Genomic DNA, 25,578 nt, shown 5'->3' with positions numbered 1-25,578 from the left:
TTAGCTTCCCATTCGGCTCTCGAGGCGCTGGATGACACTTGCCGGAACTTGCTCCTGTTCGAGCTGCGCCAATACGCGTTGACGGACATCTTCGGGCATACGTGCACTGGACTGGACGAAGTCGATTAGCTTCTGGCGTTGCTCGGGTGCGAGCGTGATCATTTCGTCTATCTGCGGCACTGTAACTTCATCAGTATCAGACAGCGGCTGAACAGGTCTCACACGGATACCCGAGCCTAAAAGCGGCGTCTGTTCGGCCACGACCCGCCGCCCTTCAATCGCGTCGTTCACCCGCACGAGCACGTCATTGCCTTGCCTGCGCAAGACATCCGCCTTGGCAGCGAGAAGACGATTCTCATCGTCAAGAACAAGCACGTTGCTATTCCCATCCACAGCGCGGGCCGGAAGGCGGGCTACATTGTCGAGTTCCGGCTCGCTGATCCTGACCGTCACGAAATCGCCCGGCCGGAACCCCGCTGTCGCATCAATGCGCACAAAAACCTGGCGCCCTGTCTGGCCCTCGCCGACAACGGCGCTTTCGCGCTCCACCTGTCCTTTCGTGGACAGATCTAACCCAGCGACCTCCATGCTGACCGCAACTTCCATCGACATCAGCGATGCCTGCTCGTCGAGCAGGCGCGCGTATTGAGCGGTGGACAGCCTGACCGCCACTTCCAGCGCATCCGGATCGACCAGTTGCGCCAGCATCTCGTTTTCGCTGACCAGCCCACCCTCGACCACATTGACCTCACTCAATCGGCCAGTGAAGCCCGCGCGAAGTTCCGTGTCAGCAAGCATCCGCTGGGCTTCCGTAACGTTGACGCGCATCCGGTTGAGGGTGGTTTCCGCCAGCTCGATGCGTGCTTCTGCTGCTGCTAAAGACTGCCTGCGTGAAACGACCGACTGACGCGCAGCCGCATCCGCAAGGGCGGCGTCCTCCACGGCAGCTGCGCTACCGACCCCACGTTCCTGCAAGCTGAACTGCCGTTCAAGCGCTTGAGCACGCAAATCCGCCTGTTCCTGCGCGGCCTCCAGATCCGCCTGCGCCAATTCCAGTCCGAACCGTGCTTGGGATAACTCGGCATCCGCCTCGCTGACATCGGCCTGCGCGATGGCCAGATCGGCTTCGGCGGCGGCGGGATCGATCCGCATCAGTAGATCCCCTTCCTCAACACGGCCACCTTCCTCGAACTGATCCGACAATTCCAGTACGCGGCCCGAGGCGGTTGCCCGCACTTCCAGCGTACGACGGCTGCGAATCTCGCCATAGGTTTCGAGCACCGGTGTCAGTATTCCGCTTTCGACGGGCACCACGTTGACGGTCAGCACTGTTTCATTGGGCGCACGCATCGGCGCACGCGGTGCGATGGCGACCTTCACCGCGTCATAGACCGTTACTGCGGCCCATCCGATCCCCGCTACTGTCAAGGCAATCAGCCAGATACCAACGAGGCTACGCCGAAGAAATTGCATGGCTGGCAGGCACTCCGAATAGATGACCCAATTTAGCGCAGGGGCCGGGTTTCACCAAGTTGTAAGGATTACACGCACGCTATCGTCATTTCCGTCGCCGGTTTTCGGCCAGACGCGGTAAAATTTCCACGAAATTGCATGGCATGTGTCGGTAATCGAGCTGATTGACCAGAATTTCATCCCAGGCGTCCTTGCAGGCGCCGGGACTTCCCGGCAGTGCAAACAGGTAGGTTCCATTGGCAACCCCCCCTGTTGCACGGCTTTGAACAGCGGAGGTTCCTATCTTCTTCATCGAGACAATGGCGAAGACTGTCCCGAAGGCCTCGATTTCTTTCTCATAGACATCGCGATGGGCCTCGACCGTCACGTCCCGGCCGGTCAAGCCGGTGCCGCCAGTCGAGATCACCACGTCGACACCCGGATCTTCGGACCACATACGGAGTTGGGCTGCAATTCCGACTCGTTCATCGCGCAATATCTTGCGGTCTGCCAGTTCGTGCCCTGCCAACGCAATACGATCAACCAGCACCTGACCCGATCTGTCATCCGCCATGGAGCGGCTGTCGGACACCGTCAAAACGGCGATGCGGACCGGAATGAAGCCCCGTTCGGTTGAACTCATACCCTAACTCCACCTTTGCATGCATCGAAGGTCACTATTCAGCCAGCAACCGCGCCTTGAGTTCCAACAGGTCTGCCCATGCCTCGCGCTTGGCATGTGGGTTGCGCAACAGATAGGCGGGATGAAACATAGGTAGGCACGGTCGGCCCGACACCTCTTGCCAATTGCCGCGTAGACGCGTGATTCCCTTGCGCCCAAGCATCGCCTGACACGATACGTTGCCCATAAGCACCAGCACATCGGGATCGACAAGTTCGATGTGCCGCTTCACGAAAGGCAGCATCATCGCCATTTCGTCAGGTGTGGGTTCACGGTTTTGTGGGGGGCGCCAGGGCAGGACATTGGTGATATAGACGGCGCTTTGCGGGTCCGGGCTGGCGCGATCCATCCCTATTGCACCCAGCATCTTGTCGAGCAGCTGCCCCGCACGACCGACGAACGGCTTACCCTGAACATCCTCCTCGCGACCGGGTGCTTCACCAAGGATCATCACGCGCGCCTGGGGTTGCCCATCGCAAAATACCAGATTGCGTGCACCTTTATACAGATCGCAGTGTCGGTATTCGCCCATCGTCTGCCGCAGGTCTTCTAAACTCGCGGATTCTCGGGCCATCTCGGCGGCCACACTTACCGGATCGGTCGCGATGGCAGACTGCGTCGCCTGTGGCGCGACCTCGGCCTTCTGATGACCAGGATCCGCAACGTAGCGGTTCGCGGGCACCTCACCCAGCGGTTCGTCGGCGCCTAGTTCCGCCTGCCAGTCCAGCAGTGCCTTGATGTCGTTGGGGTCGGGCATGGCCATCATGTGCCGATTGTTACGCGTCGCGTTGATCAAGGTAAATGGCTCACGCAACGCTTGTGACGCGAGGCCGTCCTGCCTATAACCCGCGCAAACACGGAAATGGGGCCGAACATGACGTTTCGCGGCAAGCATCTTCTGGGGATCGAACCGCTCCACCCTGAAGAAATCCGAACCATTCTCGACCTTTCCGATCAATATGTTGATCTGAACCGTCGTGCGATGAAGCATTCGGACGCGCTGGCCGGGCTAACGCAGATCAACATGTTCTTCGAGAATTCCACTCGCACGCAGGCCAGCTTCGAGTTGGCCGGTAAGCGTTTGGGGGCGGATGTGATGAACATGGCGATGCAGGCCAGTTCGATCAAGAAGGGCGAGACGCTGATCGACACGGCCCTGACGCTCAATGCCATGCACCCCGATTTGCTGGTCGTACGCCACCCGCATTCGGGCGCTGTGGATCTGCTGGCCCAGAAAGTCAATTGCGCCGTACTGAACGCAGGCGACGGGCGGCACGAGCATCCGACGCAGGCCCTGCTCGACGCGCTGACCATTCGGCGAGCGAAAGGCAGGCTGCACCGGCTGAACATCGCCATTTGCGGCGACATCGCTCATAGCCGCGTGGCACGATCCAACATCCTGCTGTTGCACAAGATGGAGAACCGCATCCGCCTGATCGGACCGCCCACGCTGATGCCATCAGGTGTGCAGGATTGGGGCGTCGAGGTCTATGACGACATGCGCGAAGGCCTGAAGGATTGCGACGTCGTCATGATGCTGCGTCTACAGAAAGAGCGAATGGACGGCGCCTTCATCCCGTCAGAGCGCGAGTACTACCACCGCTTCGGGCTTGATGCCGAAAAACTGCGCTACGCCAAGGAAGACGCAATTGTCATGCATCCCGGCCCGATGAACCGCGGGGTCGAGATCGACGGGACACTGGCTGACGACATCAACCGTTCGGTCATTCAGGAACAGGTGGAAATGGGGGTCGCCGTTCGTATGGCCATGATGGATCTGCTCGCACGCAACCTGCGGGCAGAAACAACCGGAGTCATGGTGTGATCCCGACGGAACTCTCCGGTGATTGGACGGGAATCCTGCAACCGGGTGAGCGTATCCTTTGGCAGGGGCGGCCCGATGGAAGGCTCGTATGGAGCGACGTCAACCCCAAGCGCAGCGTTTTCGGCTTCATCATAGTCATCTTCGCATTAAGCTGGATGATGGGGGCAGCAACCGTGACCAGCGGTGATCCCTTCGTTTCGATAATCTTCTTCGTCTTTGGGATGCTCTTCGTGTTTCTCGGCCTGCAACGTGCCTTTGGCTATGTGGTTCGCGACGCATGGGAAAGGTCGCGCAGCTGGTACACTCTGACAGACAGCCGGGCGATCATCGCGACGGACACATTCGGCAAGCGCCGCTTGAACAGCTTCGACGTCACAGCCGACACCACGCTGACCCTTGAAGACGGCGTTCCCGGGGCTGTCTTTTTCGGTCGCAGTTTCGGCAGCGGCAGTTCTCAAAAGGTCGGTTTCAAGCGCATCGATGATCCGCGCCACGTCTATGACCTGATGCGCAAAGTACAAAGAGGACAAGCATGACCCTCTATTTCGACAACGCCCGCCTGATCGACCCGGAAAGCCGGATGGACGATATTGGCAGTTTGCTGGTTGAGAACGGCCACATCATCGACCGTGATACACCCTGCCCTGACAAGGGCGAACGGATTGATTGCGACGGAAAGTGCCTAGCGCCCGGCATCATCGATACCGGCGTGAAGATCGGCGAACCGGGGGAGCGGCACAAGGAAAGTTTTCGAACGGCCGGACTGGCAGCGGCGGCTGGTGGCGTCACTACGATCGTAACCCGCCCCGACACCATGCCCGCGATAGACAACCCCGAAACGCTGGAATTCTTCATCCGTCGCGGGGCCGAAGCCACATCTATCAACATCGCCCCGCTCGCCGCGCTGACCCGCGGACGCAACGGACGCGAGATGGTCGAGGTCGGCTTTTTGCTGGATGCCGGCGCGGTCGGGTTCACGGATGGCGATCATGTGATCACGGATACCAAGGTGATGTCGCGCTGCCTGACCTATGCACGCAGTCTTGGTGCATTGGTCATCGGACATCCGCAGGAACCGGGGTTGAGTTCCGGGGCTTCAGTGACAAGCGGCAAATTTGCCTCTCTGCGCGGCTTGCCGTCGGTGTCAGCGATGGCTGAACGTATGGGGCTGGAACGCGACATAGCGTTGGTCGAGATGTCCGGTGTGCGTTACCACGCTGATCAGGTTACGACCGCGACTGCGCTGCCGACACTGACCCGTGCTAAGGCCGACGGGCTGGATGTAACCGCCGGGATTTCGATCCACCACCTCACGCTGAACGAGTTTGACGTGGAAGGCTACCGCACTTTCTTCAAGCTGAAGCCACCTCTGCGGTCGGAAGAAGATCGTCTCGCCATGATAGAAGCGGTTCGAACCGGAGTGATCGACATCGTCAGTTCCATGCACACGCCTCAAGACGAGGAGAGCAAGCGCCTGCCCTACGAAGAAGCCGCGAGCGGGGCTGTCGGGTTGGAAACTTTGCTGCCCGCAGCGCTAAGGCTGTATCATTCGGAACATCTGGATCTGCCAACGCTGTTCCGCGCGATGTCGTTCAACCCCGCAAAGCGGTTGGGACTGCCCGGCGGTCGTCTGTCCAAAGGCGCACCTGCCGACCTGGTTCTGTTCGACCCCGACACACCCTTCGTCATGGATCGCTTCAAGCTGCAGTCCAAATCGAAGAACACACCCTATGACGGCCAACGCATGCAAGGGCGCGTGCGTGGCACTTGGGTCGCGGGAAAACAGGTGTTCGGCGCATGATCCCTGCAATCACCACTTCCGTCCCGGCGTTCGTCGCCGTAGCCATTGCTGCCTATCTGCTTGGCGCCGTTCCTTTCGGCATCGTCATTGCGCGTCTATTTGGCCTTGGTGACTTGCGCCAAATCGGATCAGGCAACATCGGCGCAACCAATGTGCTGCGCACGGGAAACAAGCTGGCCGCATTCTTGACGCTTGTAATGGATGCAGGCAAAGGGGCGGTAGCGGTGTTGGTGGCACGCGTGGCGCTTGGTGAAGACGCCGCACAGGTTGCGGGCTTTGCCGCGTTTCTCGGTCATTGCTACCCGGTCTGGCTTGGGTTCAAGGGCGGCAAGGGGGTCGCCACCTTCCTTGGAACTCTTCTCGCCCTTGCATGGCCTGTCGGCGTAATCGCCTGCCTGATCTGGCTGGCCGTCGCGAAACTGTCGCGGATCTCGTCGTTATCCGCTTTGATTGCGGCGGCTCTCGCACCGTGCACAGCGCTCTTCCTGGCAAAAACGACAGTGGTCCTTCTGATTTGCCTCGCAGCACTGGTTTTCCTGCGTCACAGGCCCAATATCAAACGCCTGCTGTCCGGCACCGAGCCGCGCATTGGTCAATAGTTAAGCTGCGCCTTCCTTGGTCTTCATGCCTTGTATGACCTGCGCAGAGTGCGCTATTAGCCCACCCGATTGGAAACGACGCAACATCTGTTCATCGCACTGTCGTAAAGTGCGGGCAGATTCGTTCTGATCCTGTTACGCAACCGGGCGTTCCGTGGGCGCCAAACCGACGAGGAACTCAGACATGAGCCAAATCTCCCTTACCTTTCCCGACGGCAATGTTCGTGAATACGACAGTGGTATTACGCCCGCCGAAATCGCAGCCTCCATTTCCAACTCGCTGGCAAAAAAGGCGATCTCTGCACAGGTGAACGGAAAACATTTCGACCTGCAATGGCCGATCAAGGAAAGCGCCTCCATCGCGATCAACACCATGAAGGACGAGGCCCCTGCGCTGGAACTGATCCGGCATGACCTGGCCCATATAATGGCGCGCGCGGTCCAGGAGATATGGCCGGACGTGAAGGTCACCATCGGCCCCGTCATCGACAACGGCTGGTATTACGATTTTGACCGCGCGGAACCCTTCACCCCCGACGATTTGGGGGCCATCGAAAAGAAGATGAAGGAGATCATCAATCTTCGCGAAGGTGTGCGCACCGAGGTCTGGGATCGTGACCGTGCCGTTCAGCACTACAAGGACAGCAACGAGCCCTTCAAGGTCGAGCTGATCGACGCCATTCCGGGTGACGAGCCGCTCCGGATGTATTGGCACGGTGACTGGCAGGACCTGTGCCGCGGCCCACATTTGCAGAATACGGGTCAGGTTCCGGCCGATGCCTTCAAACTTATGCGCGTCGCCGGTGCTTACTGGCGCGGTGACAGCAATCGTGAACAACTCCAACGGATCTACGGTGTCGCCTTCCGCAACAAGGAAGACCTTAAGAAGTACCTCAACTTCCTTGAAGAAGCCGAGAAACGCGACCACCGGCGCCTGGGCCGCGAAATGGCGCTTTTCCATATGCAGGAAGAGGCCCCCGGTCAGGTTTTTTGGCACCCCAACGGCTGGACGATCTACACCACGCTCCAAGACTACATGCGTCGTCAGCAGCGCCGCGATGGATACGTCGAAGTCAACACTCCGCAGGTCGTGGATCGCAAGTTGTGGGAAGCATCTGGCCACTGGGACAAGTATCAAGAGCACATGTTCATCGTCGAAGTGGATGAAGAACATGCCCGCGAAAAGGCAGTCAACGCGTTGAAGCCAATGAACTGCCCGTGCCATGTGCAGGTGTTCAATCAAGGGCTGAAATCCTATCGTGACCTGCCCCTGCGCATGGCCGAGTTCGGGTCCTGCAACCGGTATGAGCCATCAGGCGCGCTGCACGGAATCATGCGCGTGCGCGGTTTCACACAGGACGACGCTCACATTTTCTGCACCGAGGATCAGATCGAGGCCGAAACGAAGAAGTTCATCGAGTTTCTGGCTGGGATCTATGCCGATCTTGGCTTCACCGACTGGAAAATCAAGTTCTCGGACCGCCCCGAAAAACGGATCGGGTCTGACGACAGCTGGGACGTCGTTGAAGCAGCGCTGAAAAACGCCTGCGAGACCGCAGGTTACGAATTTGAACTGAACCCAGGTGAAGGCGCGTTCTACGGACCAAAACTGGAATTCGTTCTGACCGACGCAATCGGGCGGGATTGGCAATGCGGCACGCTTCAAGTCGATCCCAACCTGCCTGAACGGCTGGATGCAAACTACATCGGCGCGGATGGCGCAAAACATCGCCCTTACATGCTGCACCGCGCTGTTCTGGGCAGTTTCGAACGCTTCATCGGCATCCTGATCGAAAGCCATGCCGGCAAGCTGCCGATGTGGATTGCACCGCGTCAAGTGGTAGTCGCATCCATCACCTCGGAAGCCGATGATTACGTCAACGAAGTTGTGGCAACCCTCCGCCAAAAGGGTATCCGCGCAGAGGCGGACACCCGCAACGAGAAGATCAACTACAAGGTCCGTGAACATTCGCTAGGAAAGGTCCCGGTCATTCTGGCCTGTGGCAAGCGCGAAGTCGAAGAGCGCACCGTGTCGATCCGACGTCTGGGCGAGAAGCAGACCAAGACAGAAACGCTCGAAGAGATCACAGAAAGCTTGGTCGTCGAGGTAACCCCTCCGGATCTTCTGTAATAATCGGGGCAATCTTTTGAAACAAAAGGTCCGGCAAGTGCCGGACCTTTTTTGTTTTCGCAAAGCTTCCAGAAGCTTGAAGGTTCCCGCACCAACTGAAGTTCCCGCTCAATCTAACAGGCGTGTGACCCACAAGGCTGTGATTGGAACGTCAGCGCCTGCAACACCTACCCTTTCCGTGTCGTCAAGAACGACGGCGAGCAACTGATAGGGCCTGAAATATGTCGAAAACACATAAGTCACTTGCCATTGCGGGTGCTGTCGCCACCGCCATCTCCGGACTGGCTGCGACAAGCGGAGCCGCACAGGCAGAGGAGAAGTGCTATGGGGTTTCCTTGGCAGGCGAAAACGATTGTGCCGCCGGGCCTGGAACAACTTGTGCAGGCACTTCAACCGTCGATTATCAGGGGAACGCTTGGGCGCTGGTTGCGGACGGCACCTGCACCGAGATCGACCTTCCTGACATGGCAGACGGAACGCCACGCGAGGGATCGCTGGAAGCTCTGGATCGCGATTTGCCCGCTTAACTGAACAAGGCATCCCGCCACAGCGGGGTGCCTTTCTGCGATGAGGGAGTCCCAGATGAGCCAAGTCCAGATCAACTTACCACACGCTCCGGGTGTCGGCTTCAAGGCGAAGCATTTCGACGATATCATGTCGGACGCAAGAAGCGTCAGGTGGGTGGAAATCCACGCAGAAAACTACATGGGTGACGGTGGACGCCCGATCGCGCAGCTTCACGCGCTGGCCGACCGGATGCCAATTTCGGTTCACGGCGTCGGACTGTCCATCGGCGGAACGGCCCCGTTGGACCTCGACCATCTGACGCGATTGCGCAAACTCGTTGATTGGCTACGACCCGCTTCGTTCTCGGAGCATTTGGCGTGGTCCACCCATGAGACCCATTATCTGAACGATCTGCTGCCACTGCCATATACGGCCGAAACCCTTGATCACGTTTGCGCGCATATCAACCAGGTGCAGGACTCGCTCGGGCGTCAGATGCTGCTGGAAAATCCCTCGAGCTACCTTGCCTTCGCTGAAAGCGAGATGGGCGAAGTCGAATTTCTTCGAGCGCTGGTAGAACGCACAGGTTGCGGATTGCTGTTGGACGTCAACAATGTGTTCATCTCGGCACGCAACCTTGCGACCGACCCGTATGACTACATCAAGGCTTTTCCGCTGGATCATGTAGGAGAAATCCATCTGGGTGGACATGACGAAGATAAAGACGACCGAGGGCATCCGCTATTGATAGACAGCCACGGACGAGAAGTCGCCGACCCGGTTTGGGCATTATATAGACATACACTGCAGCGAGCGGGGGCAAAACCGACACTGATTGAATGGGATAACAATGTACCCTGCTGGGCGGACTTGGAAGCCGAAGCCGCCCGGGCCAACCAGTGTTTGGCTAACGTCGTGGATCGGGCGGCCTGATGGATCGCCGGGAGGAATTTGCGTCTGCTCTCCTTGCACCCGAACAGGTAGCGCCGGAAGGGCTCGTGGATTTCGACGGGTTCCCCGCTCCCAAAAGGTTTGCGATCTATCGCAACAACGTGGCAGTCAGCTTAACCGAAGCATTGGAGTCCGGCTTTCCCGTCACCCGCAAACTGGTGGGAGAACAGTTTTTCCGTGCCATGGCGGGAGCTTATCTGCGGTCTCATCCACCGTCATCGCCGCTGATGTTCTTGTATGGCGATAGCTTATCGGAGTTTCTCGAAGAGTTCCCGCCAGCGCACGCCCTGCCCTATCCGCCAGATATGGCGCGTTTGGAATATACTCGCCGCGTTGCCTATCACGCTGCCGACAGCGCACCGATTGACGCGTCGATGTTATCGGAATTGTCGCCGGATGAGTTGATGGCAAGTAGGGTCCGGTTCGCGCCAAGTTGCCACATCCTCAAGTCGCGCTATCCTGTACTGAGCATTTGGCACATGAACACTTCAACCGCACCGATCAAATCCGGCACACAACCCGAGAACATCCTTATCTCACGCCCCCGGTTCGACCCTGAACTGGACATGCTGACCGATGCAGAAGCCACACTTGCGGGTGCTCTGAAGCGCGGGCTGACATTGGGTGCCGCCATCGAAGGCCGATCGCCTGATACACTTGGCAGCCTGCTTACGAAACTTCTGGCAGGCGGCTGTATCCATCGCCTCGAACAGGGAAGCTGTGCTCAATGAGTCATGATATTCATCAACTTCAGATGTATTCTTCAAGGGTAGGCAAAGGCCTTAACCCGCTTCTGCCCCCGCTTGCCCGGCTCGTTTTCGCCGGAACCCTGTTGATCTATTTTTGGGCCTCAGCCATGACGAAGCTCGGTGACGGGTTCTTCGGGCTTTTTCGCCTATCATCCGGCGCCTATGTCCAGATTTTCCCCCGCGCGATGGAGACTGTCGGGTACGACCCCGGCCAACTGTCGTGGTGGAGTTATCCGGTCGTTCTGGCCGGCACCTATGGAGAGTTCGTCTTGCCACTTCTGATCGTCATCGGCCTGCTGACGCGGATCGCGGCACTTGGGATGATCGGGTTCATTGCAGTCCAAAGCCTGACCGACATCTACGGCCACGGATTGACGCGGCCCGACATCGGCATGTGGTTTGACCGCGACCCGTCGTCGCTGATCGCCGATCAGCGTACCTTCTGGACCTTCGTCCTATTGGTATTAGTCGTGCAGGGTGGCGGGGCGTTGTCGCTTGATCGCGTGCTCGCCCCTTACCACCATCAGTCCAGGTAGATCGCCTGGACCTCTTTTGTCCACCCGACTGTTACCTTACCAGCGCCCTCGATCACAGGACGTTTAATAAGGGTGGGCTGCTCGGCCAGCAGCTCAACCACCGGGCGATCACGATCGACCTGATCCAGCCCGCGCCAAGTCGTGGACTTCGTATTCAGCAGCTTATCGCCAACCTGGTCCAGCCATTGCGCCAGAAGCTCTGCGGAAGGAGGGGTCTTCCGCACATCAATGAATTCAACCGGTTTTCCGCCCGCTTCCAGCGCTTTTAGTGCCTTCCGGCAGGTGTCACAGGTTTTTAAACCATAGAGTTTGAGCATCACTTCACCCATTTGTGAGAAATTTTATGACTTTGTCCCGAATCGAGGCAAACAATTCTTGTTTTTGCGCGAATCCGTGTTTTCCTTGCGTCGTGGGCTTCATCTTTCCTTCGGTTGCTTCGTTTGCGGGTCGATCACAGGAGAGCGCGGCACACCGTCCCGTCGCATTCTGCGGACGGTAAAGTGAGTAAGACAAGGAGAGACGCGATGCCTACAGGCACCGTGAAGTGGTTCAATACGACGAAGGGTTACGGGTTCATCGCCCCGGATGAAGGCGGAAAAGACGTTTTCGTACATATCTCGGCCGTTGAACGTGCTGGGCTGACAGGGTTGGCGGATAATCAGAAAATTTCCTACGAGCTGCGTGAAGGCCGAGACGGTCGCGCTTCGGCTTCGGAACTGCAGCTGATGGGCTAGGCGCCCGACATTGACGCTTTTTGAGGGGGACGCTTGATCTGGCGTCCCCTTTGCTTTTCAGCCTTTCAGCGCCGCCTCGAATTCGCGCCACTCGCCCTTGCTCATGCCAGAACCTTCCTGTGTAACTTCCTCGCCTGCGATCATGCGGCGGATGCAGTCGAGCCCTTTCGCCGAAAAATTCGCGCCGCCCATACGGTAGTCCTCAAACGCGGAATAGGCTGCAGGCACCCAATCGGCCACGATCTTGCACATCACGTCGGCATACGCCCGGATTTCGTACTGTGCATGCGCGTCCGCACGAAGGCGCAGGAAGTGGAACAAGTTATGCAGGTCCACCTTCCAATACCACTGGGTGTAGATGTTTGCGGGCAGGTTCATGCGGGCCAGTTCACGGGCCAGCCCTTCCTGTCCTTCCTGGTTGAGCATCTGCTCATAATGATCATAGGCGCGTCCTGCGTCGCTGCGCAGGATGTCGAGTACCCGTTGTGCCTCATCCCCTGTCAGCACATCGCCGCGTCCCTGGTTGTTCACCGTGGACTGGGCAGCCAGATGTTCCGGCGCGGGGATATAGAATTCCCGGTCCAGAATCGAATATCGTGCGGAGTACTCGTTGACGTTGGCCGTCCGATGGCGGATCCACTGGCGCGCGACGAAAACAGGCAGTTTCACATGCAGTTTGATCTCGCACATCTCGAATGGAGTCGAATGCCAATGGCGCATCAGGTAGCGGATCAACCCCTCGTCGTTGCGGGCTTTCTTGGTCCCCGCGCCATAGCTGACACGCGCCGCCTGAACGATGGCGCCATCGTCACCCATGTAGTCCACAACGCGCACGAACCCGTGGTCCAGCACCTCATGCGCCTTATACAGGTGGCTTTCCATCCCCGCGCTGACGACCCGCAGCGTCTGCTGCGTCTGGCTGCGCTGTGCGTCGATCTGTTCAAGCTGCTCGGGGGACAGGGGCATGCGGACCTCTTTCGATTCGGGCTGATATGCGGACACCATATATACCCCAACGCCCGGTTCAACACTACAAGATCGGGGGCCACACGGCGAATACCTCGCCTCTGCCCGCTTGACGTTAAGCGCAGCTTGTGGTCGCGTCTGCACAACCCACACAGAGGAGAGTCCCATGAAAGTCAGATATCTGCACACCATGGTCCGCGTAAAGGATCTGGACAAATCCATCGCCTTCTACAAGCTGCTCGGCCTTGAAGAAACGCGCCGCATAGACAACGACAAGGGCCGGTTCACGCTGGTGTTCCTTGCACCCCCGGGACAGGAAGAATGCCCGGTCGAGTTGACCTACAACTGGGACGGTGACGAAGGGCTGCCGTCCGACAGCCGTCATTTCGGCCACCTCGCCTATCGCGTCGAGAACATTTACGAGATGTGTCAGACGCTTCAGGACAACGGCGTGGTCATCAACCGTCCGCCGCGCGACGGACATATGGCTTTCGTGCGATCACCTGACAACGTGTCGATCGAACTGCTCCAAGAAGGCGATTCACTGGAGCCGCAAGAACCTTGGGTCAGCATGGAAAACACGGGCCACTGGTAGGCCATACCCCATAAGCCCCGCGTCATGCGGGGCTACTCGTTTGTCATACTCTCCATCAATGTCTTGGCTTTTCATCGGTACAGCTTCACGACTCACAATGCTTACTTTAGGTAAAGTAATAAGCCTCCTGAACAAGTCACGATAGGGATCGTCTCATGCCCAACCTCATCGCACGCACGGCATTTCTGGGCACCGTCCTAGCCACCCTGTGCAGCGGCGCGGTCGCTCAAGACGGTGGTGGTTCTTCCAAAGCGGCGGATCTGGCTGCCCAATCTGCCAATCCCGTGTCGGATCTGACGTCGGTCCCGTTTCAGTTCAACTACGACACGGGCATCGGACCAGAGGACGCGGACAGGCTGATCGTGAATGTGCAACCGGTTACACCGTTTTCGCTTAACGACAACTGGAATCTGATCGTTCGCACCATCGTGCCCTTCGTCTACCAGGATAACGCGTTCCCGGGTCAAGGCGAACAAAGCGGCATTGGTGACACCGTGCAAACCTTTTTCCTGTCTCCAAAAGCGGCTGGGCCGGGCGGAATGACCTGGGGCGTTGGTCCTGTCTTCTTGTGGCCGACAGCAACCGACCGGGATATCGGCGGCGAAAAATGGGGCGCCGGTCTGAGTGCGGTGGTCCTGAAGCAGCAAGGTCCATGGACCTTTGGCGGGCTGACCAACCATATCTGGTCCTATGCGGGCGACGATGACCGCAACGACATCTCATCGACCTTCCTGCAACCGTTTGTCAACTACACTTGGGCAAACGGGACGAGCTTCTTCCTGAACACGGAATCCACCTATGACTGGGAAGCGGAACAATGGAGCGTCCCCATCAACACCGGCTTCAACAAGGTGCTGAACCTTGGCGGCAATATGGTGCAGGTGGGTGCGGGCGTGCGTTATTGGGCAGAAGCTCCAGAGAACGGCCCTGAGGGCTGGGGCGCCCGGGTGAACGTAAACTTCCTGTTCCCCAAATGATTACAATTGGGTCTGGCGTCGCCAGACCCAACCATCGCGAGGTTTCTACTTCTTCATGATGCGACCGTCGGTGTACGGCTCATAAGCACCACCCAGACCGATCATGTATTCCGCGACAACATCGGCCACATCCGGCCCGAAGTCATACGCGTTGACCGCATCCGTGAACATCGAGAACCCGTCGCCACCGTTGCGCACAAAGTTGTTCGACACAACGCCATAAGTCGCGGCCGGATCGATCGGTGCCCAGTCGTCACCGTTCATGACCATCACGTCCGACACGCGGCTTCCGATTTCGGCTGCCGGATCAAAGGTGTATTTCAGACCTGCCACTTGGGCGAAACGACCGCCACCCTCTTCCAGTTGGCTGACACCGTTTTCAAGCGCCTCGACGATCGTCGCGCCATCGACCTCGAATGTTGACAGGGTGTTCTGGAACGGAAGCACGGTCAGCACTTCGCCCATCGTCACCTCGCCCTCATCGATGGATGCACGCAGCCCACCACCGTTCTGGATGGCGATGGACACGCCCTGATCCCTTACGCGATCCAGCATTGCATCGGCCACGAGATTGCCCATCTGGCATTCCTCTGCACGACAGAAGCTGCGGTCGCCTTCAACCGGTCCAGCGGTCTGCGCGACCACCTTGTTGCGGATTTCATCAAGGGGCTGCGCGAGCTCGGCGATCCGGTCCTTGGTCGCACCGTCCTCCGCGACAGCGGCATCCATTATCAGCGGCTCACCTTCGGCCGACACGAGATTACCCTCATCGTCGAAGACCAGGTTCAATTCGCCCAGGAACTTGCCATAAGCATAGGCCTGAACAATCGCCGTGTCGCCGATCATCGTCGGATACGGTCCTTCGGCATCCTCGGAACTGTTGCTGAGGTAAGTGTTGGAGTGACCCCCAACGATCACGTCAACACCCGTGGTGTTCTCGGCAACCTGCTTGTCCACCTCGTAGCCCGAATGACTCAACACCACGATCTTGTTGATGCCCTCGTCCGTCAGCTTGTCGACTTCGCCCTGCACGGCTTCGGCGCTGTCGGTAAAAATGACGTTCGGTCCGGGGCTGGCGATCTCTGGCGTGTCTTCGGTGGTCAACCCGATCAGGCCGATCTTTTCGCCGCCTAACTCCATCACAGTGGATTTCATCAGGACGTCTGCCAGATGCGGTTCGCCTGACACATCGGCATTCGACATCAGAACGGGGAACTCTACTGCATCCATAAAGCCACGCAGCACTTCCGGCCCATCATCGAATTCGTGGTTTCCAACCGTCATCGCGTCGTAGCCGAGCTTGTTCATCATCTCGGCAGCGGCTTTGCCCTTGTAATAGGTGTAGAACAAAGTTCCCTGGAATTGATCGCCACCGTCCACGAGAAGGGAGTTCTCCGCTCTCTCGCGGGCAGCGGCCACGGCAGATACCAGGCGCGCGGAGCCGCCGAAGCATTCGCCTGCTTCGTTGTCCTCTGCCGCGCAGGTGTTGTCGTATTTGGTGATCGGCTCCAATCGCGAATGGAAGTCATTGGTGTGCAGGATGGTCAGGTTGTAATCGGCATGCGCAGCGCCAGCAAACAACGCTGCGACGGATACCAAGGTCAAGCTCCGGGTCATTCGTATCACTCTCCTGTTGAACTACTTGCCACAGACTGCCGCGCGGTCAGCCGTTGCGCAAGCTCCACGTTGCCAGACGACAGAACGCTTGACCCCGTGACCCGTGCGGGGCAATGGCATGGCATGCTGATCTACAAGATATTCCGCGCACGGGAATGGGATGTGCTTGACACCGAAGGCCAAACCACCGGATCGCCAGACGATCTGCGCGATGGCTTCATCCATATCTCGACTGCTGCACAACTTCGGGGAACGCTCGACAAGCACTTCTCCGATGAAAAGGACCTAGTACTTGCTGTTCTCGATACAGACGATCTGTCGGACGCGCTGAGATGGGAACCATCGCGCGGGGGCGCCCTGTTTCCACATCTTTACCGGTCTTTAAGCCGATCCGAGATTATAGAGGCCCACCAGATTTCCCTGGGCCCGAACGGCCATGAATTGCCCGAAGGTATTGAATGACGAATTTCCTTGAAAGCACAGGGCTGGCGATGCTGCGTCAGCTCGATCCGGAAGTCGCACACAAACTGGCTTTGAAGGCGCTCAGTTCAGGGCTGGCGCAACTGTCCGGACCCGTCACCTCCGACCGGCTACGCACAGAAATCGCGGGGTTGGAGCTGCCCAATCCGGTCGGTTTGGCTGCTGGGTTCGACAAGAACGCAGAGGTTCTGCATCCGTTGGCGCGCGCGGGCTTCGGCTTCATCGAAGTAGGCGCAGCGACGCCGCGGCCACAAACGGGCAATCCCAAGCCGCGCCTGTTTCGCCTGGCCAAGGATCGGGCCGTGATCAACCGCTTCGGATTCAACAATGACGGGGCAGATGTTATCGCACATAGGCTCGCAAGCAGACCCGAAGACGCAGTGATCGGGCTGAACCTGGGGGCCAACAAGGACAGCGAAGACCGTGCCGCCGATTTCGTAAGCGTTCTGAACGGCTGTGCGGCGCATGTCGATTTCGTTACTGTCAACGTGTCGTCTCCCAACACGGAAAACCTGCGCAATCTTCAGGGTCGGGCCGCTCTCTGGGCGTTGTTGACCGGCGTCGTGAATGCGCGCGCCAAACTGACGCGCCCGATCCCCGTCTTTCTGAAGATCGCGCCTGATCTTACTGACGGGGAATTGGCCGATATCGCGGAAGTCGCGCTGTCCAGCAGCATAGACGGCATCATCGCCACCAATACGACACTGTCACGCGACGGGCTGACCAGTCGCCACGCGCAAGAAAAGGGCGGATTGTCCGGCGCACCGTTGTTCGAGCCGTCAACACGCATCCTGGCCCGCATGTCGCAACTGACAGAGAACAAGTTGCCACTGATCGGTGTAGGCGGGATTTCAAGCGCCGAACACGCCTATACCAAGATCAAAGCCGGTGCGAGCGCCATCCAGCTATATTCCGCAATGGTCTATCGCGGCTTGTCACTAGCCGCCGAGATCGCGCGCGGCTTGGACAGCTTGCTTGAGCGTGATGGGTTCGCCACAGTCGCTGAAGCCGTTGGCACGGATCGGAACAAGTGGCTGCAAGTGTCCGGCTAATTCTGCGCGACGCCCCGCTCCAGCGCCGGATACTTCGCGGCCAGTGTCGTGGCGCGGGCAACATAGCTAACTAGAAAGGCCATCCACAGCCCGTGATTCTGAAACAGGGGCACGAGTATCGCAACTGCGACAACATAGATGAGTATCGTTACGATCATCATGTTGCGCATGTCCCTGGTCCGCGTCGCACCAATGAAGAATCCGTCCAGCATCCATGACGGCAGGCCAAGCAACGGCGTCAAGATCATGTAGGGCAAGTATTCGCGTGCCTCCAGCCGCACCTCGGGTGCAGTCGTCATGAGATCGATAATCGCGGGTCCTGCCATTCCGAATGTCAGCGCGAGACAAACAGCGATGACCGCGCCCCAGATGCTGGTCATCACCGCCGCCCTGCGCAGCGCATGCAGCGACCGTGCGCCCAAGGCCTGGCCGATCAACGCCTCAGCCGCAAAGGCGAAGCCATCCAGGGCGTAGGCCGTGATGTTGATGAATTGCAGCAGGATCTGGTTGGCCGCAAGCGGCACATCCCCGAAATCGGCGGCCAGAAATACAAAGCTCAGCATGATCGTGAGCAGAAGCACCGACCGGATCAGGATGTCGATATTCATCACCGCCATGCGAACCAGCCGCTCGCGATCCAGAACACGTGCCCAGTTGCGCCAGGCACCGCCGCGCAGCCCGTCACGGCAGAACCACAACCCGACGACGAGGCCCGACCATTCCGACAAGAATGTCGCGAAGGCAACGCCGCGAACACCCATGTCGAGACCTAGCACGAACCACAAATCCAGTGCGATGTTCATGCCGTTCATCCAAAGCTGGACCGCAAGCACAGCCCGGGTGCGTTCCAAGGCGATCAGCCAGCCCGTGACGCCGAAAATCGCAATAGCGGCCGGCGCCGAGAAAATACGCAGCTGCATATAGTCGCGGGCAGATGCCTCAACCTCCGCACTGGCAGGAGAAATCAAGAAGGCGCCCGTGAACAACAGGCTTTGCGCAACGATCAAAAGAACCCCGGCACCGAAGGCGATCATTAGCGCGCGGACCAGAAGTGCAGAAACCTCCTCGTGATCTGCCGCCCCCTGTGCTTGCGCAGTCATGCCCGTCGTGCCCATGCGCAGGAAACCGAAAATCCAGTAGATCGCCGTCAGGATAACGGCGCCGATCCCGACCGCACCAATCGGCACCGGATCACCCAACTGACCCACGACACCGGTATCAACTGCGCCGAGGATTGGAACAGTCGCACCAGAGACCACGATCGGCACCGCGATCTTCAGAACGCGGCGATGGGTCAGCGGCTGACCAGCGGCTACATCAACCATCGCGCGGGGGCATCAGGAAATGCCCGGTCGCCTGCGCAAATGGCCGCGTCTGATTGTCCTGCCAGCCCTCGACATGCACCGACGCATAGCGCCGTCCCGACCGGTTCACCCTTGCGCGCGCATAGGCATCACGCGGCAAGCCGCTGCGCAAGTAATCCACCGTGAAGTCGATGGTCTTGGGGACGCGTATCTGAAATCCGGGCTGCTCCGTTTGCGGGACGCATCCGGAGTTTTCCATATCTTCCCACATCACTGACCAGCACAGTTGAATGATCGCCGTGACTTCAAGAAAGCCCGCAGTCGCGCCCCCGTGCAGCGCCGGCAGTTCTGGATTGCCGATCAGCTTTTCGTCGAACGGCAAAACGGATGTCAGTTCGTCTCCCTTCCGTTCAATCTGAACACCCAGAAAGGTAGTGAAGGGGATACGGGACACGAGGGCGTGCAGTGCCGCATCGCGCCGCTCTTTGACGACCTGAACGGGTTCGGGCTGTTTGAAGCTCATGACTGGCTCTTTCGTCCAACGGTAAAAGCACCTGCTGCACTGGCGATGGGCCGGTTCGCGTCGTCATCCCAAGCACTTGCCCGCACGAACGCAACGGAACGTGTCACATGATAGCACTCCGCACGCGCCCTGATCGATTGTCCCGGCTCCGCCCCGCGCATGTAGTCGATCCGCAAATCCAGCGTTGCCGTGGTGTCGCCCGCCTCCGGATGCGCCAGGACTGCCACGCCGCCTGCCGTGTCCATCATTGCCGTCACCGCGCCGCCGGAAATCACGCCGCGTTGCGGGTCACCGATCAAATGCTCGGCATAGGGCATCACCAACTCGGCCACACCATCATGCAGGGCGACCAATTCTAGCCCCAGGGCCCGCGCATAGGGCAATGCAGAAATGAACTCTTTCGCCAATTCGGCTTTGTCACGCGACATGGGGCCTCCTGATCAGACGCGCCCCTTATCTCTGCTCGGCAGGTGACAGTCCAGAGGATGCCGCCCGCCGATTGACGTTAAGGCAATTGCACCTTTGCGATCAGCCGCTTAAACTGCTCATAATTCAAGGAGGCCCCATGTCAGACGAGCAGCCCATACTGACCTTCAAGGAAATGTGCGCGAAATTCGATGTCACGCCTAGAACGCTGCGCCATTACGAGTATATCGAACTGTTGCAACCCGAGAAGGAAGGCCGCAGTCGATACTACACCCCCCGTGAGGTCGCGCGGATGACCTTGATTCTCCGGGGTCGCCGGTTTGGTTTCAGCCTTGAAGAAATCCGTCAGTGGCTGCTGATCTATGAAGAGAGCGGCAACCGCGCCCAAATGGAAGCGTGGATCGAACTGGCAGATAGAAAGCTGATCGAGCTTGCCGATGAACGCAAGCACCTTGAAGAAACGATCGACGCGCTGCGCGACCTGAGGGACGCAACCGCCGAATCGATCAGCAATTAAAAGACTCAGAAAATTTCCGCCGAGTCATGCGGAAAGATTATTTCGCCTTCAAAATTTTTCCTTCCGTAACATTTCGTGGTCCATTATATGACGCCACGTTCCGTTTCTATTCGCATGCATACATCTTGTAACGTGATGGCGAAGTCCTCACTTCCGCTGCGTTCGTTACAAATGTGTTACGTGAGGACAAGTTGATATGACTGAGAAAACCATGACCATCCGCGAGATGTGCGACGAATTTCAGGTAACGGCCCGGACGCTTCGTTTCTACGAAGCCAAAGAGCTCCTGGCGCCAGTTCGCATTGGTCAAAAACGCCTGTTTACGAAAGCTGACCGCGGTCGGCTGAAGCTGATTCTGCGCGGCAAGCGTTTTGGGTTCAGCCTGGAAGAAATCCGCCAGCTTCTGGATCTGTACGACGCCGACAAGACCGGAGCGACGCAACTTGAAGCTTTCAACAAGTTGGGCGCTGCGCGTCTCGAAGGCCTCAAGGCTGAACGCGAAGATTTGGGCAAAGCGATCGACGAGCTCAACAATCTGCTCAAATGGACGAAAGACCAACACGCAGAACTTACGGGTTCAAAAGCCGCATGAAAAAATGACCGCCCGACCGCATAACGTGGTCGGCCTATACAGGGAGAGAACTGAATGCCGACCTATACGGCACCAACGAAAGACATGCAGTTCGTGCTGCACGATGTTCTCAATATCGCGCAGTCGGACATTCCCGGCTATGACGAGCTCGACCGCGAGTTCACTGCAGCCGTACTCGAAGAAGCCGGGAAACTGTCCACCGAAGTTCTTGCTCCCTTGAACAACGTGGGCGATGAAGAAGGCTGCACGTTGGAAAACGATGTGGTTCGCACACCAAAGGGTTTCAAAGAAGCCTATGACAAGATGCGCGAAGGCGGTTGGATGGGGCTCGATGCCGATCCGGAATATGGCGGCCAGGGCATGCCCTACCTGCTGCAATGCGCGACCGGTGAGATGTTCGTATCCGCCAATATGGCCTTCAACATGTATCAAGGCCTGACACATGGCGCCTATTCGGCGATACACGCGCACGGCTCGGACGAACAGAAGGCCACCTATTTGCCCAACATGATCGACGGGATCTGGTCCGGCACCATGAACCTGACCGAGCCGCAATGTGGCACGGATCTGGGTCTGATTCGCACCAAGGCAGAACCTCAGGACGATGGCAGTTTCAAGATCACCGGCTCCAAAATCTGGATCTCCGCCGGTGAGCACGACATGAGCGAGAACATAATCCATCTTGTTCTGGCCAAAATTCCCGGCGGCCCGGATGGTATCAAGGGCATTTCCCTGTTCATCGTTCCCAAATTCATGGTGAACGAAGACGGCTCGCTTGGTGATCGCAACGCCGTGTCCTGCGGCGGGCTGGAATCCAAGATGGGCATCCATGGCAACGCGACCTGCGTCATGAACTATGACGGCGCGACGGGTTTCCTAATCGGCGAAGAACACAAAGGCATGCGCGCGATGTTCACGATGATGAACGAAGCGCGTCTGGGCGTCGGTTTGCAAGGCTATGCGCAAGGTGCAGTTGCCTATGAAAACGCGCTGGGTTTTGCAAAGGACCGCCTTCAGGGGCGTGACGTCACCGGCACGAAGAACCCGGAAGGTCCGGCCGATCCCATCATCGTTCACCCGGATGTCCGCCGGAACCTGATGCATCAGAAGTCATTCGTCGAAGGCGCACGCGCATTCACCTTCTGGGGTGCCAGCCTGATCGACGCCGCCCACCGCAAGGACGACAAGGATGCCGAGGCGCTGATCTCGTTGCTGACCCCCGTCATCAAGGGCTTCCTGACCGACAAAGGGTTCGAAACGACGGTGTTGGCTCAGCAGACGCTTGGCGGCTCTGGCTTCACCAGGGAATGGGGTCTGGAACAGTTCGTCCGCGATGCGCGCATTACGATGATCTATGAAGGCACGAACGGGATTCAGTCGCTGGATCTGGTTGGCCGCAAGCTGGGACAGAATGGCGGCAAGACCGTGATGGCCTTCTTCGATCTGGTGAAGGACTTCATCAAGGACAATGCCGACAATGAAGTGCTGGCCAAGGACTTCCTGGAGCCGCTGAAAGCCGCATCGAAGGACCTTCAGGCGGCGGGCATGTATTTCATGCAGAACGGTATGAAAAACCCCAACAACGCGCTGTCGGGAAGCTATGACTTCATGCACCTGTTCGGGCATGTCTGCCTTGGTCTTATGTGGGCGCGCATGGCAAAGGCCGCACAGGAGCGTCTGGATGCAGGCGACAGCGACGTAGAGTTCCTGCAGGCCAAACTGGCGACGGGGCGCTACTACATGGCACGCCAATTGCCAGCCACGTCAATGCACCTCAAGCGCATCGAGAGCGGCGCTGAACCTGTGATGGATCTGGCTGTCGGCCAATTCTGAGTTTTCTAGACCCCGGCCTCGCGCCGGGGTTTTTCTTATCTTTTCTCCGCGCCACCTTACGCCTTCTGCCAACCATAGGGAGCGTAACAAATGAGGGAATTCTTCAGTTCGCCGTGATCATCGGGGCAGTCGTGTCGCGAAGGATGAGGGGCTCCAGTTTGTAGAAATCAAACACCTTCTGAATTCTGGCTATCGCGATTGTCTTCCTACTTCTACGGCCTCCCCCGATTGGCCCCGCCTCGCGCCGACCAGTCGAGCGCAAATCGACCGATCCAAATTCGCGACGCAACGTTTCACCTGCGCATCACTCGAAACACGGCTAGACATTCCCCAACTGTCAAAATGGAACATGCGCTCAGCCACGCGCATAAAGACGGGAGGGGATATGGCGATCAAGCTCTACTGCTTTGGCGAATCCGGCAACGCCTATAAGGCGGCGCTGACAATGCAACTGGCGAGTGTCGACTGGGAACCGGTCTATGTCGATTTCTTCAACGGCGAGGCCCGCACACCCGAATTCCGCGCAATCAATGAAATGGGCGAAGTCCCTGTATTGATCGATGGTGACGAGACGCTCAGCCAATCCGGTGCAATACAGTTCCACATCGCCGATAAAACCGGAAAGCTGGGCGGCGACACCCCCGCAGAACGCAAGGAAGTGCTGCGCTGGGTTTTATGGGACAATCACAAGATGTCGTCTCAGGCTGGCGCTCTACGGTTCCTGATGAACTTTCTGCCGGAAGGAAAGCGCCCTCAACCCGTCATAGACTGGATGCAAGGGCGCCTTGGAACCGCCCTCGCCGTTCTCAACGGCCATCTCGACGGGCGCGACTGGATCGTAGGCAACGGCCCGACCATCGCCGACCTGTCCTGCTGCGGGTATCTCTATTACCCCGAACCATTCAGCTTCGACCGCAAGGACTGGCCCCATATCGACCGCTGGCTTGATCGCATCGCGGACCAACCCGGTTGGAAACACCCCTACGATTTGATGCCCGGCTCGCCAGCCGACCGAGCGTAAGACAAGCGAGGACTACATGACCGACGCATATATCTATGACGCAGTGCGCAGCCCGCGCGGCAAGGGCCGCAAGGACGGGAGCCTGCATGAAGTCACTTCGGTGCGGCTGTCCGCTCAGGTTCTGAACGCGATCAAGGAGCGTAACAATCTCGACACCACGGCAATCGAAGACGTGATCTGGGGCAATGTCACGCAGGTGGGCGAACAGGGTGGCTGTCTTGCGCGGACCGCCGTGCTGGCATCTGATTTCGACGAATCCGTGCCGGGTCTGGCGATCAACCGTTTCTGCGCCTCGGGTATGGAAGCGGTGAACCTCGCGGCCAACCAGGTTAAAGGTGGCGCAGGACGCGCCTATGTCGCTGGCGGCGTGGAAATGATGGGACGCGTGCCGATGGGATCTGACGGGGCAGCAATTGCTGTCGACCCGACGCTGGCAATGGACACCTATTTCGTCCCGCAAGGCATCTCTGCCGACATCATCGCGACGGAGTACGGATTTTCCCGCGACGATGCCGACGCGCTGGCGGTTGAATCGCAAAAGCGCGCCAAGTCCGCTTGGGACGACAACCGCTTTGCCAAGTCTATCATCGAGATCAAGGACCAGAACGGCCTGACCATCCTTGACCACGACGAATACATGCGCCCCGGCACCGACATGCAGGCTCTGGGTGCGCTGAAGGCGTCGTTCAAGGACATGGGTGAAACCATGCCCGGGTTTGATAGCATCGCGCTGATGAAATACCCGCATCTGGAACGGATCAACCACATCCACCACGCGGGCAACAGCTCGGGCATCGTGGACGGGTCCGCCGCTGTGCTGATCGGCAACAAGGAGTTCGGCGAGGAATACGGACTGACGCCACGCGCGCGCATCCGTGCAACGGCAAAGATCGGCACCGACCCGACCATAATGCTGACCGGTCCCGTGCCCGCCACCCAGAAGATCCTGCGCGAAAGCGGCATGGCGATTTCCGACATCGACCTGTTCGAGGTAAACGAAGCCTTTGCATCCGTTGTCCTGCGGTTCCAACAGGCCTTCGATGCGGATCCCGCCAAGGTCAACGTCAACGGCGGCTCCATCGCGATGGGCCACCCGCTGGGCGCGACCGGCGCGATCATCATCGGCACGCTGCTGGATGAGCTGGAACGCTCTGACAAGGAAGTCGGTCTGGCCACGCTGTGCATTGCTTCCGGCATGGGTGCCGCCACGATCATCGAGCGGGTCTGAACCATGATCCTGCGCAAGGGCAGCATCGCGGAAAAGGCATTCCCGTCCCGCTACCCCGAACCTTACGGCGCGGGCAGCGACGGGGTGCATGGTGTGCCTTTGGGCGCCACGGCAGGGCTGACCCAGTTCGGCGTCTACGTCGAACGGCTCGACCCCGGCATGCGCGGCTCGCTCAAGCACTGGCACGAAAATGAGGATGAATTTCTTTACGTGCTGGAGGGCGTTCTGACCGTCACCGAAGCGGATGAACACCATGTGCTTCACCCGGGCGACGCCTGCGGGTGGCCCGCTGACGAAGGCGTCGGCCACACCATCCGCAACGATGGTGATACGCCCGTGCGCTACCTGATCGTGGGCAGCCGCCTGCCCGACGAGACCTGTCATTATCCGGGCTGCGATCTGCTGTCCGTGCGCCGCGAGGGCAAGGGCCAGTTCACCCGCCTCGACGGCACCCCCTATCCGCCGAGAGACGACGAATGA

At 58.6% G+C, this 25,578-nt stretch carries 29 protein-coding genes; 20 read left to right on the top strand and 9 right to left on the bottom strand.

Annotated elements, in window-relative coordinates; genetic code table 11:
• The 3 genes from FPZ52_RS02320 to FPZ52_RS02310 form a co-directional block, all read right to left on the bottom strand.
• Positions 1–1,473 carry an efflux RND transporter periplasmic adaptor subunit gene (locus tag FPZ52_RS02320; RefSeq protein WP_146363323.1) on the bottom strand — a complete coding sequence of 491 codons (1,473 nt, stop codon included), beginning with the start codon at positions 1,471–1,473 and terminating at the stop codon, positions 1–3.
• An 85-nt stretch (positions 1,474–1,558) separates the two neighbouring features.
• Entirely contained in the window at positions 1,559–2,095 is a 537-nt protein-coding gene (moaB, locus tag FPZ52_RS02315) for a molybdenum cofactor biosynthesis protein B (RefSeq protein WP_146363321.1), read from the bottom strand.
• Between the two features lie 34 nt (positions 2,096–2,129).
• Positions 2,130–2,900, bottom strand: coding sequence for a uracil-DNA glycosylase (locus tag FPZ52_RS02310; RefSeq protein WP_146365630.1), 771 nt, complete (start codon positions 2,898–2,900; stop codon positions 2,130–2,132).
• A 108-nt stretch (positions 2,901–3,008) separates the two neighbouring features.
• Between FPZ52_RS02310 and FPZ52_RS02305 the strand changes: the two genes are divergently transcribed.
• The 9 genes from FPZ52_RS02305 to FPZ52_RS02265 all read left to right on the top strand — a co-directional run bounded on the left by FPZ52_RS02305 (position 3,009) and on the right by FPZ52_RS02265 (position 11,233).
• Entirely contained in the window at positions 3,009–3,959 is a 951-nt protein-coding gene (locus FPZ52_RS02305) for an aspartate carbamoyltransferase catalytic subunit (RefSeq protein ID WP_146363319.1), read from the top strand.
• Complete coding sequence (locus FPZ52_RS02300) at positions 3,956–4,495, top strand: aspartate carbamoyltransferase catalytic subunit (protein WP_146363317.1); 540 nt, start codon at positions 3,956–3,958, stop codon at positions 4,493–4,495. The genes FPZ52_RS02305 and FPZ52_RS02300 overlap by 4 nt, the downstream gene beginning before the upstream one ends.
• The gene (pyrC, locus tag FPZ52_RS02295) at positions 4,492–5,760 is read left to right on the top strand and encodes a dihydroorotase (RefSeq protein ID WP_146363315.1); all 1,269 of its coding nucleotides are present in this window, start codon (positions 4,492–4,494) and stop codon (positions 5,758–5,760) included. The genes FPZ52_RS02300 and pyrC overlap by 4 nt, the downstream gene beginning before the upstream one ends.
• Positions 5,760–6,359 (top strand): glycerol-3-phosphate 1-O-acyltransferase PlsY, encoded by a 600-nt coding sequence (gene plsY, locus FPZ52_RS02290; RefSeq protein WP_205758612.1) that lies wholly within the window; start codon positions 5,760–5,762, stop codon positions 6,357–6,359. The genes pyrC and plsY overlap by 1 nt, the downstream gene beginning before the upstream one ends.
• 184 nt (positions 6,360–6,543) lie before the next feature.
• The gene (gene thrS, locus FPZ52_RS02285; RefSeq protein WP_146363311.1) at positions 6,544–8,490 is read left to right on the top strand and encodes a threonine--tRNA ligase; all 1,947 of its coding nucleotides are present in this window, start codon (positions 6,544–6,546) and stop codon (positions 8,488–8,490) included.
• 221 nt (positions 8,491–8,711) lie between these two features.
• The gene (locus FPZ52_RS02280; protein ID WP_146363309.1) at positions 8,712–9,017 is read left to right on the top strand and encodes a BufA1 family periplasmic bufferin-type metallophore; all 306 of its coding nucleotides are present in this window, start codon (positions 8,712–8,714) and stop codon (positions 9,015–9,017) included.
• A 55-nt stretch (positions 9,018–9,072) separates the two neighbouring features.
• Positions 9,073–9,930, top strand: coding sequence for an MNIO family bufferin maturase (gene bufB / locus FPZ52_RS02275; protein ID WP_240804385.1), 858 nt, complete (start codon positions 9,073–9,075; stop codon positions 9,928–9,930).
• Entirely contained in the window at positions 9,930–10,679 is a 750-nt protein-coding gene (locus FPZ52_RS02270) for an HvfC/BufC N-terminal domain-containing protein (protein ID WP_146363305.1), read from the top strand. Before bufB ends, FPZ52_RS02270 begins: the two co-directional genes overlap by 1 nt.
• The gene (locus FPZ52_RS02265; RefSeq protein ID WP_146363303.1) at positions 10,676–11,233 is read left to right on the top strand and encodes a DoxX family protein; all 558 of its coding nucleotides are present in this window, start codon (positions 10,676–10,678) and stop codon (positions 11,231–11,233) included. Before FPZ52_RS02270 ends, FPZ52_RS02265 begins: the two co-directional genes overlap by 4 nt.
• Here FPZ52_RS02265 and FPZ52_RS02260 read toward each other — a convergent pair.
• Complete coding sequence (locus FPZ52_RS02260) at positions 11,221–11,562, bottom strand: arsenate reductase family protein (protein WP_240804384.1); 342 nt, start codon at positions 11,560–11,562, stop codon at positions 11,221–11,223. The two genes, FPZ52_RS02265 and FPZ52_RS02260, sit on opposite strands and share 13 nt — an antisense overlap.
• Before the next feature lie 195 nt (positions 11,563–11,757).
• Here FPZ52_RS02260 and FPZ52_RS02255 point away from each other — a divergent pair, with 195 nt between their 5' ends.
• On the top strand, positions 11,758–11,967 hold the full coding sequence (locus FPZ52_RS02255; RefSeq protein ID WP_146363301.1) for a cold-shock protein: 210 nt from the start codon (positions 11,758–11,760) through the stop codon (positions 11,965–11,967).
• 57 nt (positions 11,968–12,024) lie between these two features.
• On the opposite strand, the gene thyX is transcribed toward FPZ52_RS02255, so the two are convergent.
• Positions 12,025–12,933, bottom strand: coding sequence for an FAD-dependent thymidylate synthase (gene thyX, locus FPZ52_RS02250; RefSeq protein ID WP_146363299.1), 909 nt, complete (start codon positions 12,931–12,933; stop codon positions 12,025–12,027).
• 166 nt (positions 12,934–13,099) lie between these two features.
• Between thyX and FPZ52_RS02245 the strand changes: the two genes are divergently transcribed.
• Entirely contained in the window at positions 13,100–13,528 is a 429-nt protein-coding gene (locus FPZ52_RS02245) for a VOC family protein (RefSeq protein ID WP_146363297.1), read from the top strand.
• Between the two features lie 155 nt (positions 13,529–13,683).
• Positions 13,684–14,505, top strand: a complete 822-nt coding sequence (locus tag FPZ52_RS19100; protein ID WP_146363295.1) for a transporter — start codon at positions 13,684–13,686, stop codon at positions 14,503–14,505.
• Between the two features lie 45 nt (positions 14,506–14,550).
• Here FPZ52_RS19100 and FPZ52_RS02235 read toward each other — a convergent pair whose 3' ends face one another.
• Positions 14,551–16,122: a bifunctional metallophosphatase/5'-nucleotidase gene (locus tag FPZ52_RS02235; RefSeq protein ID WP_146363293.1), complete on the bottom strand. Its 1,572-nt coding sequence runs from the start codon at positions 16,120–16,122 to the stop codon at positions 14,551–14,553.
• 69 nt (positions 16,123–16,191) lie between these two features.
• Here FPZ52_RS02235 and FPZ52_RS02230 point away from each other — a divergent pair, with 69 nt between their 5' ends.
• A complete protein-coding gene (locus FPZ52_RS02230; protein ID WP_338052811.1) occupies positions 16,192–16,584 on the top strand; it encodes a DUF952 domain-containing protein in 393 nt (130 codons plus the stop codon).
• Complete coding sequence (locus tag FPZ52_RS02225; protein ID WP_146363291.1) at positions 16,581–17,654, top strand: quinone-dependent dihydroorotate dehydrogenase; 1,074 nt, start codon at positions 16,581–16,583, stop codon at positions 17,652–17,654. The genes FPZ52_RS02230 and FPZ52_RS02225 overlap by 4 nt, the downstream gene beginning before the upstream one ends.
• On the opposite strand, the gene FPZ52_RS02220 is transcribed toward FPZ52_RS02225, so the two are convergent.
• Genes FPZ52_RS02220 through FPZ52_RS02210 form a run of 3 tightly spaced genes read right to left on the bottom strand, consistent with a single transcriptional unit; the run spans position 17,651 to position 19,909 of the window.
• Complete coding sequence (locus FPZ52_RS02220) at positions 17,651–18,979, bottom strand: MATE family efflux transporter (RefSeq protein WP_146363289.1); 1,329 nt, start codon at positions 18,977–18,979, stop codon at positions 17,651–17,653. The two genes, FPZ52_RS02225 and FPZ52_RS02220, sit on opposite strands and share 4 nt — an antisense overlap.
• Complete coding sequence (locus FPZ52_RS02215) at positions 18,972–19,481, bottom strand: PaaI family thioesterase (RefSeq protein ID WP_146363287.1); 510 nt, start codon at positions 19,479–19,481, stop codon at positions 18,972–18,974. The genes FPZ52_RS02220 and FPZ52_RS02215 overlap by 8 nt, the downstream gene beginning before the upstream one ends.
• Complete coding sequence (locus FPZ52_RS02210; RefSeq protein ID WP_146363281.1) at positions 19,478–19,909, bottom strand: PaaI family thioesterase; 432 nt, start codon at positions 19,907–19,909, stop codon at positions 19,478–19,480. Before FPZ52_RS02210 ends, FPZ52_RS02215 begins: the two co-directional genes overlap by 4 nt.
• A 137-nt stretch (positions 19,910–20,046) precedes the next feature.
• Here FPZ52_RS02210 and FPZ52_RS02205 point away from each other — a divergent pair, with 137 nt between their 5' ends.
• The 6 genes from FPZ52_RS02205 (at position 20,047) to FPZ52_RS02180 (ending at position 25,578) form a co-directional block, all read left to right on the top strand.
• A complete protein-coding gene (locus FPZ52_RS02205) occupies positions 20,047–20,424 on the top strand; it encodes a MerR family transcriptional regulator (RefSeq protein WP_146363279.1) in 378 nt (125 codons plus the stop codon).
• Positions 20,425–20,620: 196 nt separating this feature from the next.
• On the top strand, positions 20,621–21,016 hold the full coding sequence (locus FPZ52_RS02200) for a MerR family transcriptional regulator (RefSeq protein ID WP_146363277.1): 396 nt from the start codon (positions 20,621–20,623) through the stop codon (positions 21,014–21,016).
• A gap of 54 nt (positions 21,017–21,070) precedes the next feature.
• Positions 21,071–22,849 (top strand): acyl-CoA dehydrogenase C-terminal domain-containing protein, encoded by a 1,779-nt coding sequence (locus tag FPZ52_RS02195; protein ID WP_146363275.1) that lies wholly within the window; start codon positions 21,071–21,073, stop codon positions 22,847–22,849.
• 385 nt (positions 22,850–23,234) lie between these two features.
• Entirely contained in the window at positions 23,235–23,870 is a 636-nt protein-coding gene (locus FPZ52_RS02190; RefSeq protein ID WP_146363273.1) for a glutathione S-transferase family protein, read from the top strand.
• A 16-nt stretch (positions 23,871–23,886) separates the two neighbouring features.
• Entirely contained in the window at positions 23,887–25,098 is a 1,212-nt protein-coding gene (locus tag FPZ52_RS02185; protein ID WP_146363271.1) for an acetyl-CoA C-acetyltransferase, read from the top strand.
• A gap of 3 nt (positions 25,099–25,101) precedes the next feature.
• On the top strand, positions 25,102–25,578 hold the full coding sequence (locus FPZ52_RS02180) for a cupin domain-containing protein (protein ID WP_146363269.1): 477 nt from the start codon (positions 25,102–25,104) through the stop codon (positions 25,576–25,578).

It is taken from the genome of Qingshengfaniella alkalisoli (genome assembly GCF_007855645.1).
GTDB lineage: Bacteria > Pseudomonadota > Alphaproteobacteria > Rhodobacterales > Rhodobacteraceae > Qingshengfaniella > Qingshengfaniella alkalisoli.
The sequence above is the reverse complement of the archived record's forward strand: the minus strand, read 5'-3'. Positions and strand labels throughout refer to the sequence as shown.

Coding starts and splice junctions, on each gene's coding strand:
- FPZ52_RS02320 (WP_146363323.1), bottom strand. CDS start 1,473: ATGCAATTTCTTCGGCGTAGCCTCGTTGGTATCTGGCTGATTGCCTTG.
- moaB (WP_146363321.1), bottom strand. CDS start 2,095: ATGAGTTCAACCGAACGGGGCTTCATTCCGGTCCGCATCGCCGTTTTG.
- FPZ52_RS02310 (WP_146365630.1), bottom strand. CDS start 2,900: ATGATGGCCATGCCCGACCCCAACGACATCAAGGCACTGCTGGACTGG.
- FPZ52_RS02305 (WP_146363319.1), top strand. CDS start 3,009: ATGACGTTTCGCGGCAAGCATCTTCTGGGGATCGAACCGCTCCACCCT.
- pyrC (WP_146363315.1), top strand. CDS start 4,492: ATGACCCTCTATTTCGACAACGCCCGCCTGATCGACCCGGAAAGCCGG.
- thrS (WP_146363311.1), top strand. CDS start 6,544: ATGAGCCAAATCTCCCTTACCTTTCCCGACGGCAATGTTCGTGAATAC.
- FPZ52_RS02280 (WP_146363309.1), top strand. CDS start 8,712: ATGTCGAAAACACATAAGTCACTTGCCATTGCGGGTGCTGTCGCCACC.
- bufB (WP_240804385.1), top strand. CDS start 9,073: ATGAGCCAAGTCCAGATCAACTTACCACACGCTCCGGGTGTCGGCTTC.
- FPZ52_RS02270 (WP_146363305.1), top strand. CDS start 9,930: ATGGATCGCCGGGAGGAATTTGCGTCTGCTCTCCTTGCACCCGAACAG.
- FPZ52_RS02265 (WP_146363303.1), top strand. CDS start 10,676: ATGAGTCATGATATTCATCAACTTCAGATGTATTCTTCAAGGGTAGGC.
- FPZ52_RS02260 (WP_240804384.1), bottom strand. CDS start 11,562: ATGGGTGAAGTGATGCTCAAACTCTATGGTTTAAAAACCTGTGACACC.
- FPZ52_RS02255 (WP_146363301.1), top strand. CDS start 11,758: ATGCCTACAGGCACCGTGAAGTGGTTCAATACGACGAAGGGTTACGGG.
- thyX (WP_146363299.1), bottom strand. CDS start 12,933: ATGCCCCTGTCCCCCGAGCAGCTTGAACAGATCGACGCACAGCGCAGC.
- FPZ52_RS02245 (WP_146363297.1), top strand. CDS start 13,100: ATGAAAGTCAGATATCTGCACACCATGGTCCGCGTAAAGGATCTGGAC.
- FPZ52_RS19100 (WP_146363295.1), top strand. CDS start 13,684: ATGCCCAACCTCATCGCACGCACGGCATTTCTGGGCACCGTCCTAGCC.
- FPZ52_RS02235 (WP_146363293.1), bottom strand. CDS start 16,122: ATGACCCGGAGCTTGACCTTGGTATCCGTCGCAGCGTTGTTTGCTGGC.
- FPZ52_RS02225 (WP_146363291.1), top strand. CDS start 16,581: ATGACGAATTTCCTTGAAAGCACAGGGCTGGCGATGCTGCGTCAGCTC.
- FPZ52_RS02220 (WP_146363289.1), bottom strand. CDS start 18,979: ATGGTTGATGTAGCCGCTGGTCAGCCGCTGACCCATCGCCGCGTTCTG.
- FPZ52_RS02215 (WP_146363287.1), bottom strand. CDS start 19,481: ATGAGCTTCAAACAGCCCGAACCCGTTCAGGTCGTCAAAGAGCGGCGC.
- FPZ52_RS02210 (WP_146363281.1), bottom strand. CDS start 19,909: ATGTCGCGTGACAAAGCCGAATTGGCGAAAGAGTTCATTTCTGCATTG.
- FPZ52_RS02205 (WP_146363279.1), top strand. CDS start 20,047: ATGTCAGACGAGCAGCCCATACTGACCTTCAAGGAAATGTGCGCGAAA.
- FPZ52_RS02200 (WP_146363277.1), top strand. CDS start 20,621: ATGACTGAGAAAACCATGACCATCCGCGAGATGTGCGACGAATTTCAG.
- FPZ52_RS02195 (WP_146363275.1), top strand. CDS start 21,071: ATGCCGACCTATACGGCACCAACGAAAGACATGCAGTTCGTGCTGCAC.
- FPZ52_RS02190 (WP_146363273.1), top strand. CDS start 23,235: ATGGCGATCAAGCTCTACTGCTTTGGCGAATCCGGCAACGCCTATAAG.
- FPZ52_RS02185 (WP_146363271.1), top strand. CDS start 23,887: ATGACCGACGCATATATCTATGACGCAGTGCGCAGCCCGCGCGGCAAG.
- FPZ52_RS02180 (WP_146363269.1), top strand. CDS start 25,102: ATGATCCTGCGCAAGGGCAGCATCGCGGAAAAGGCATTCCCGTCCCGC.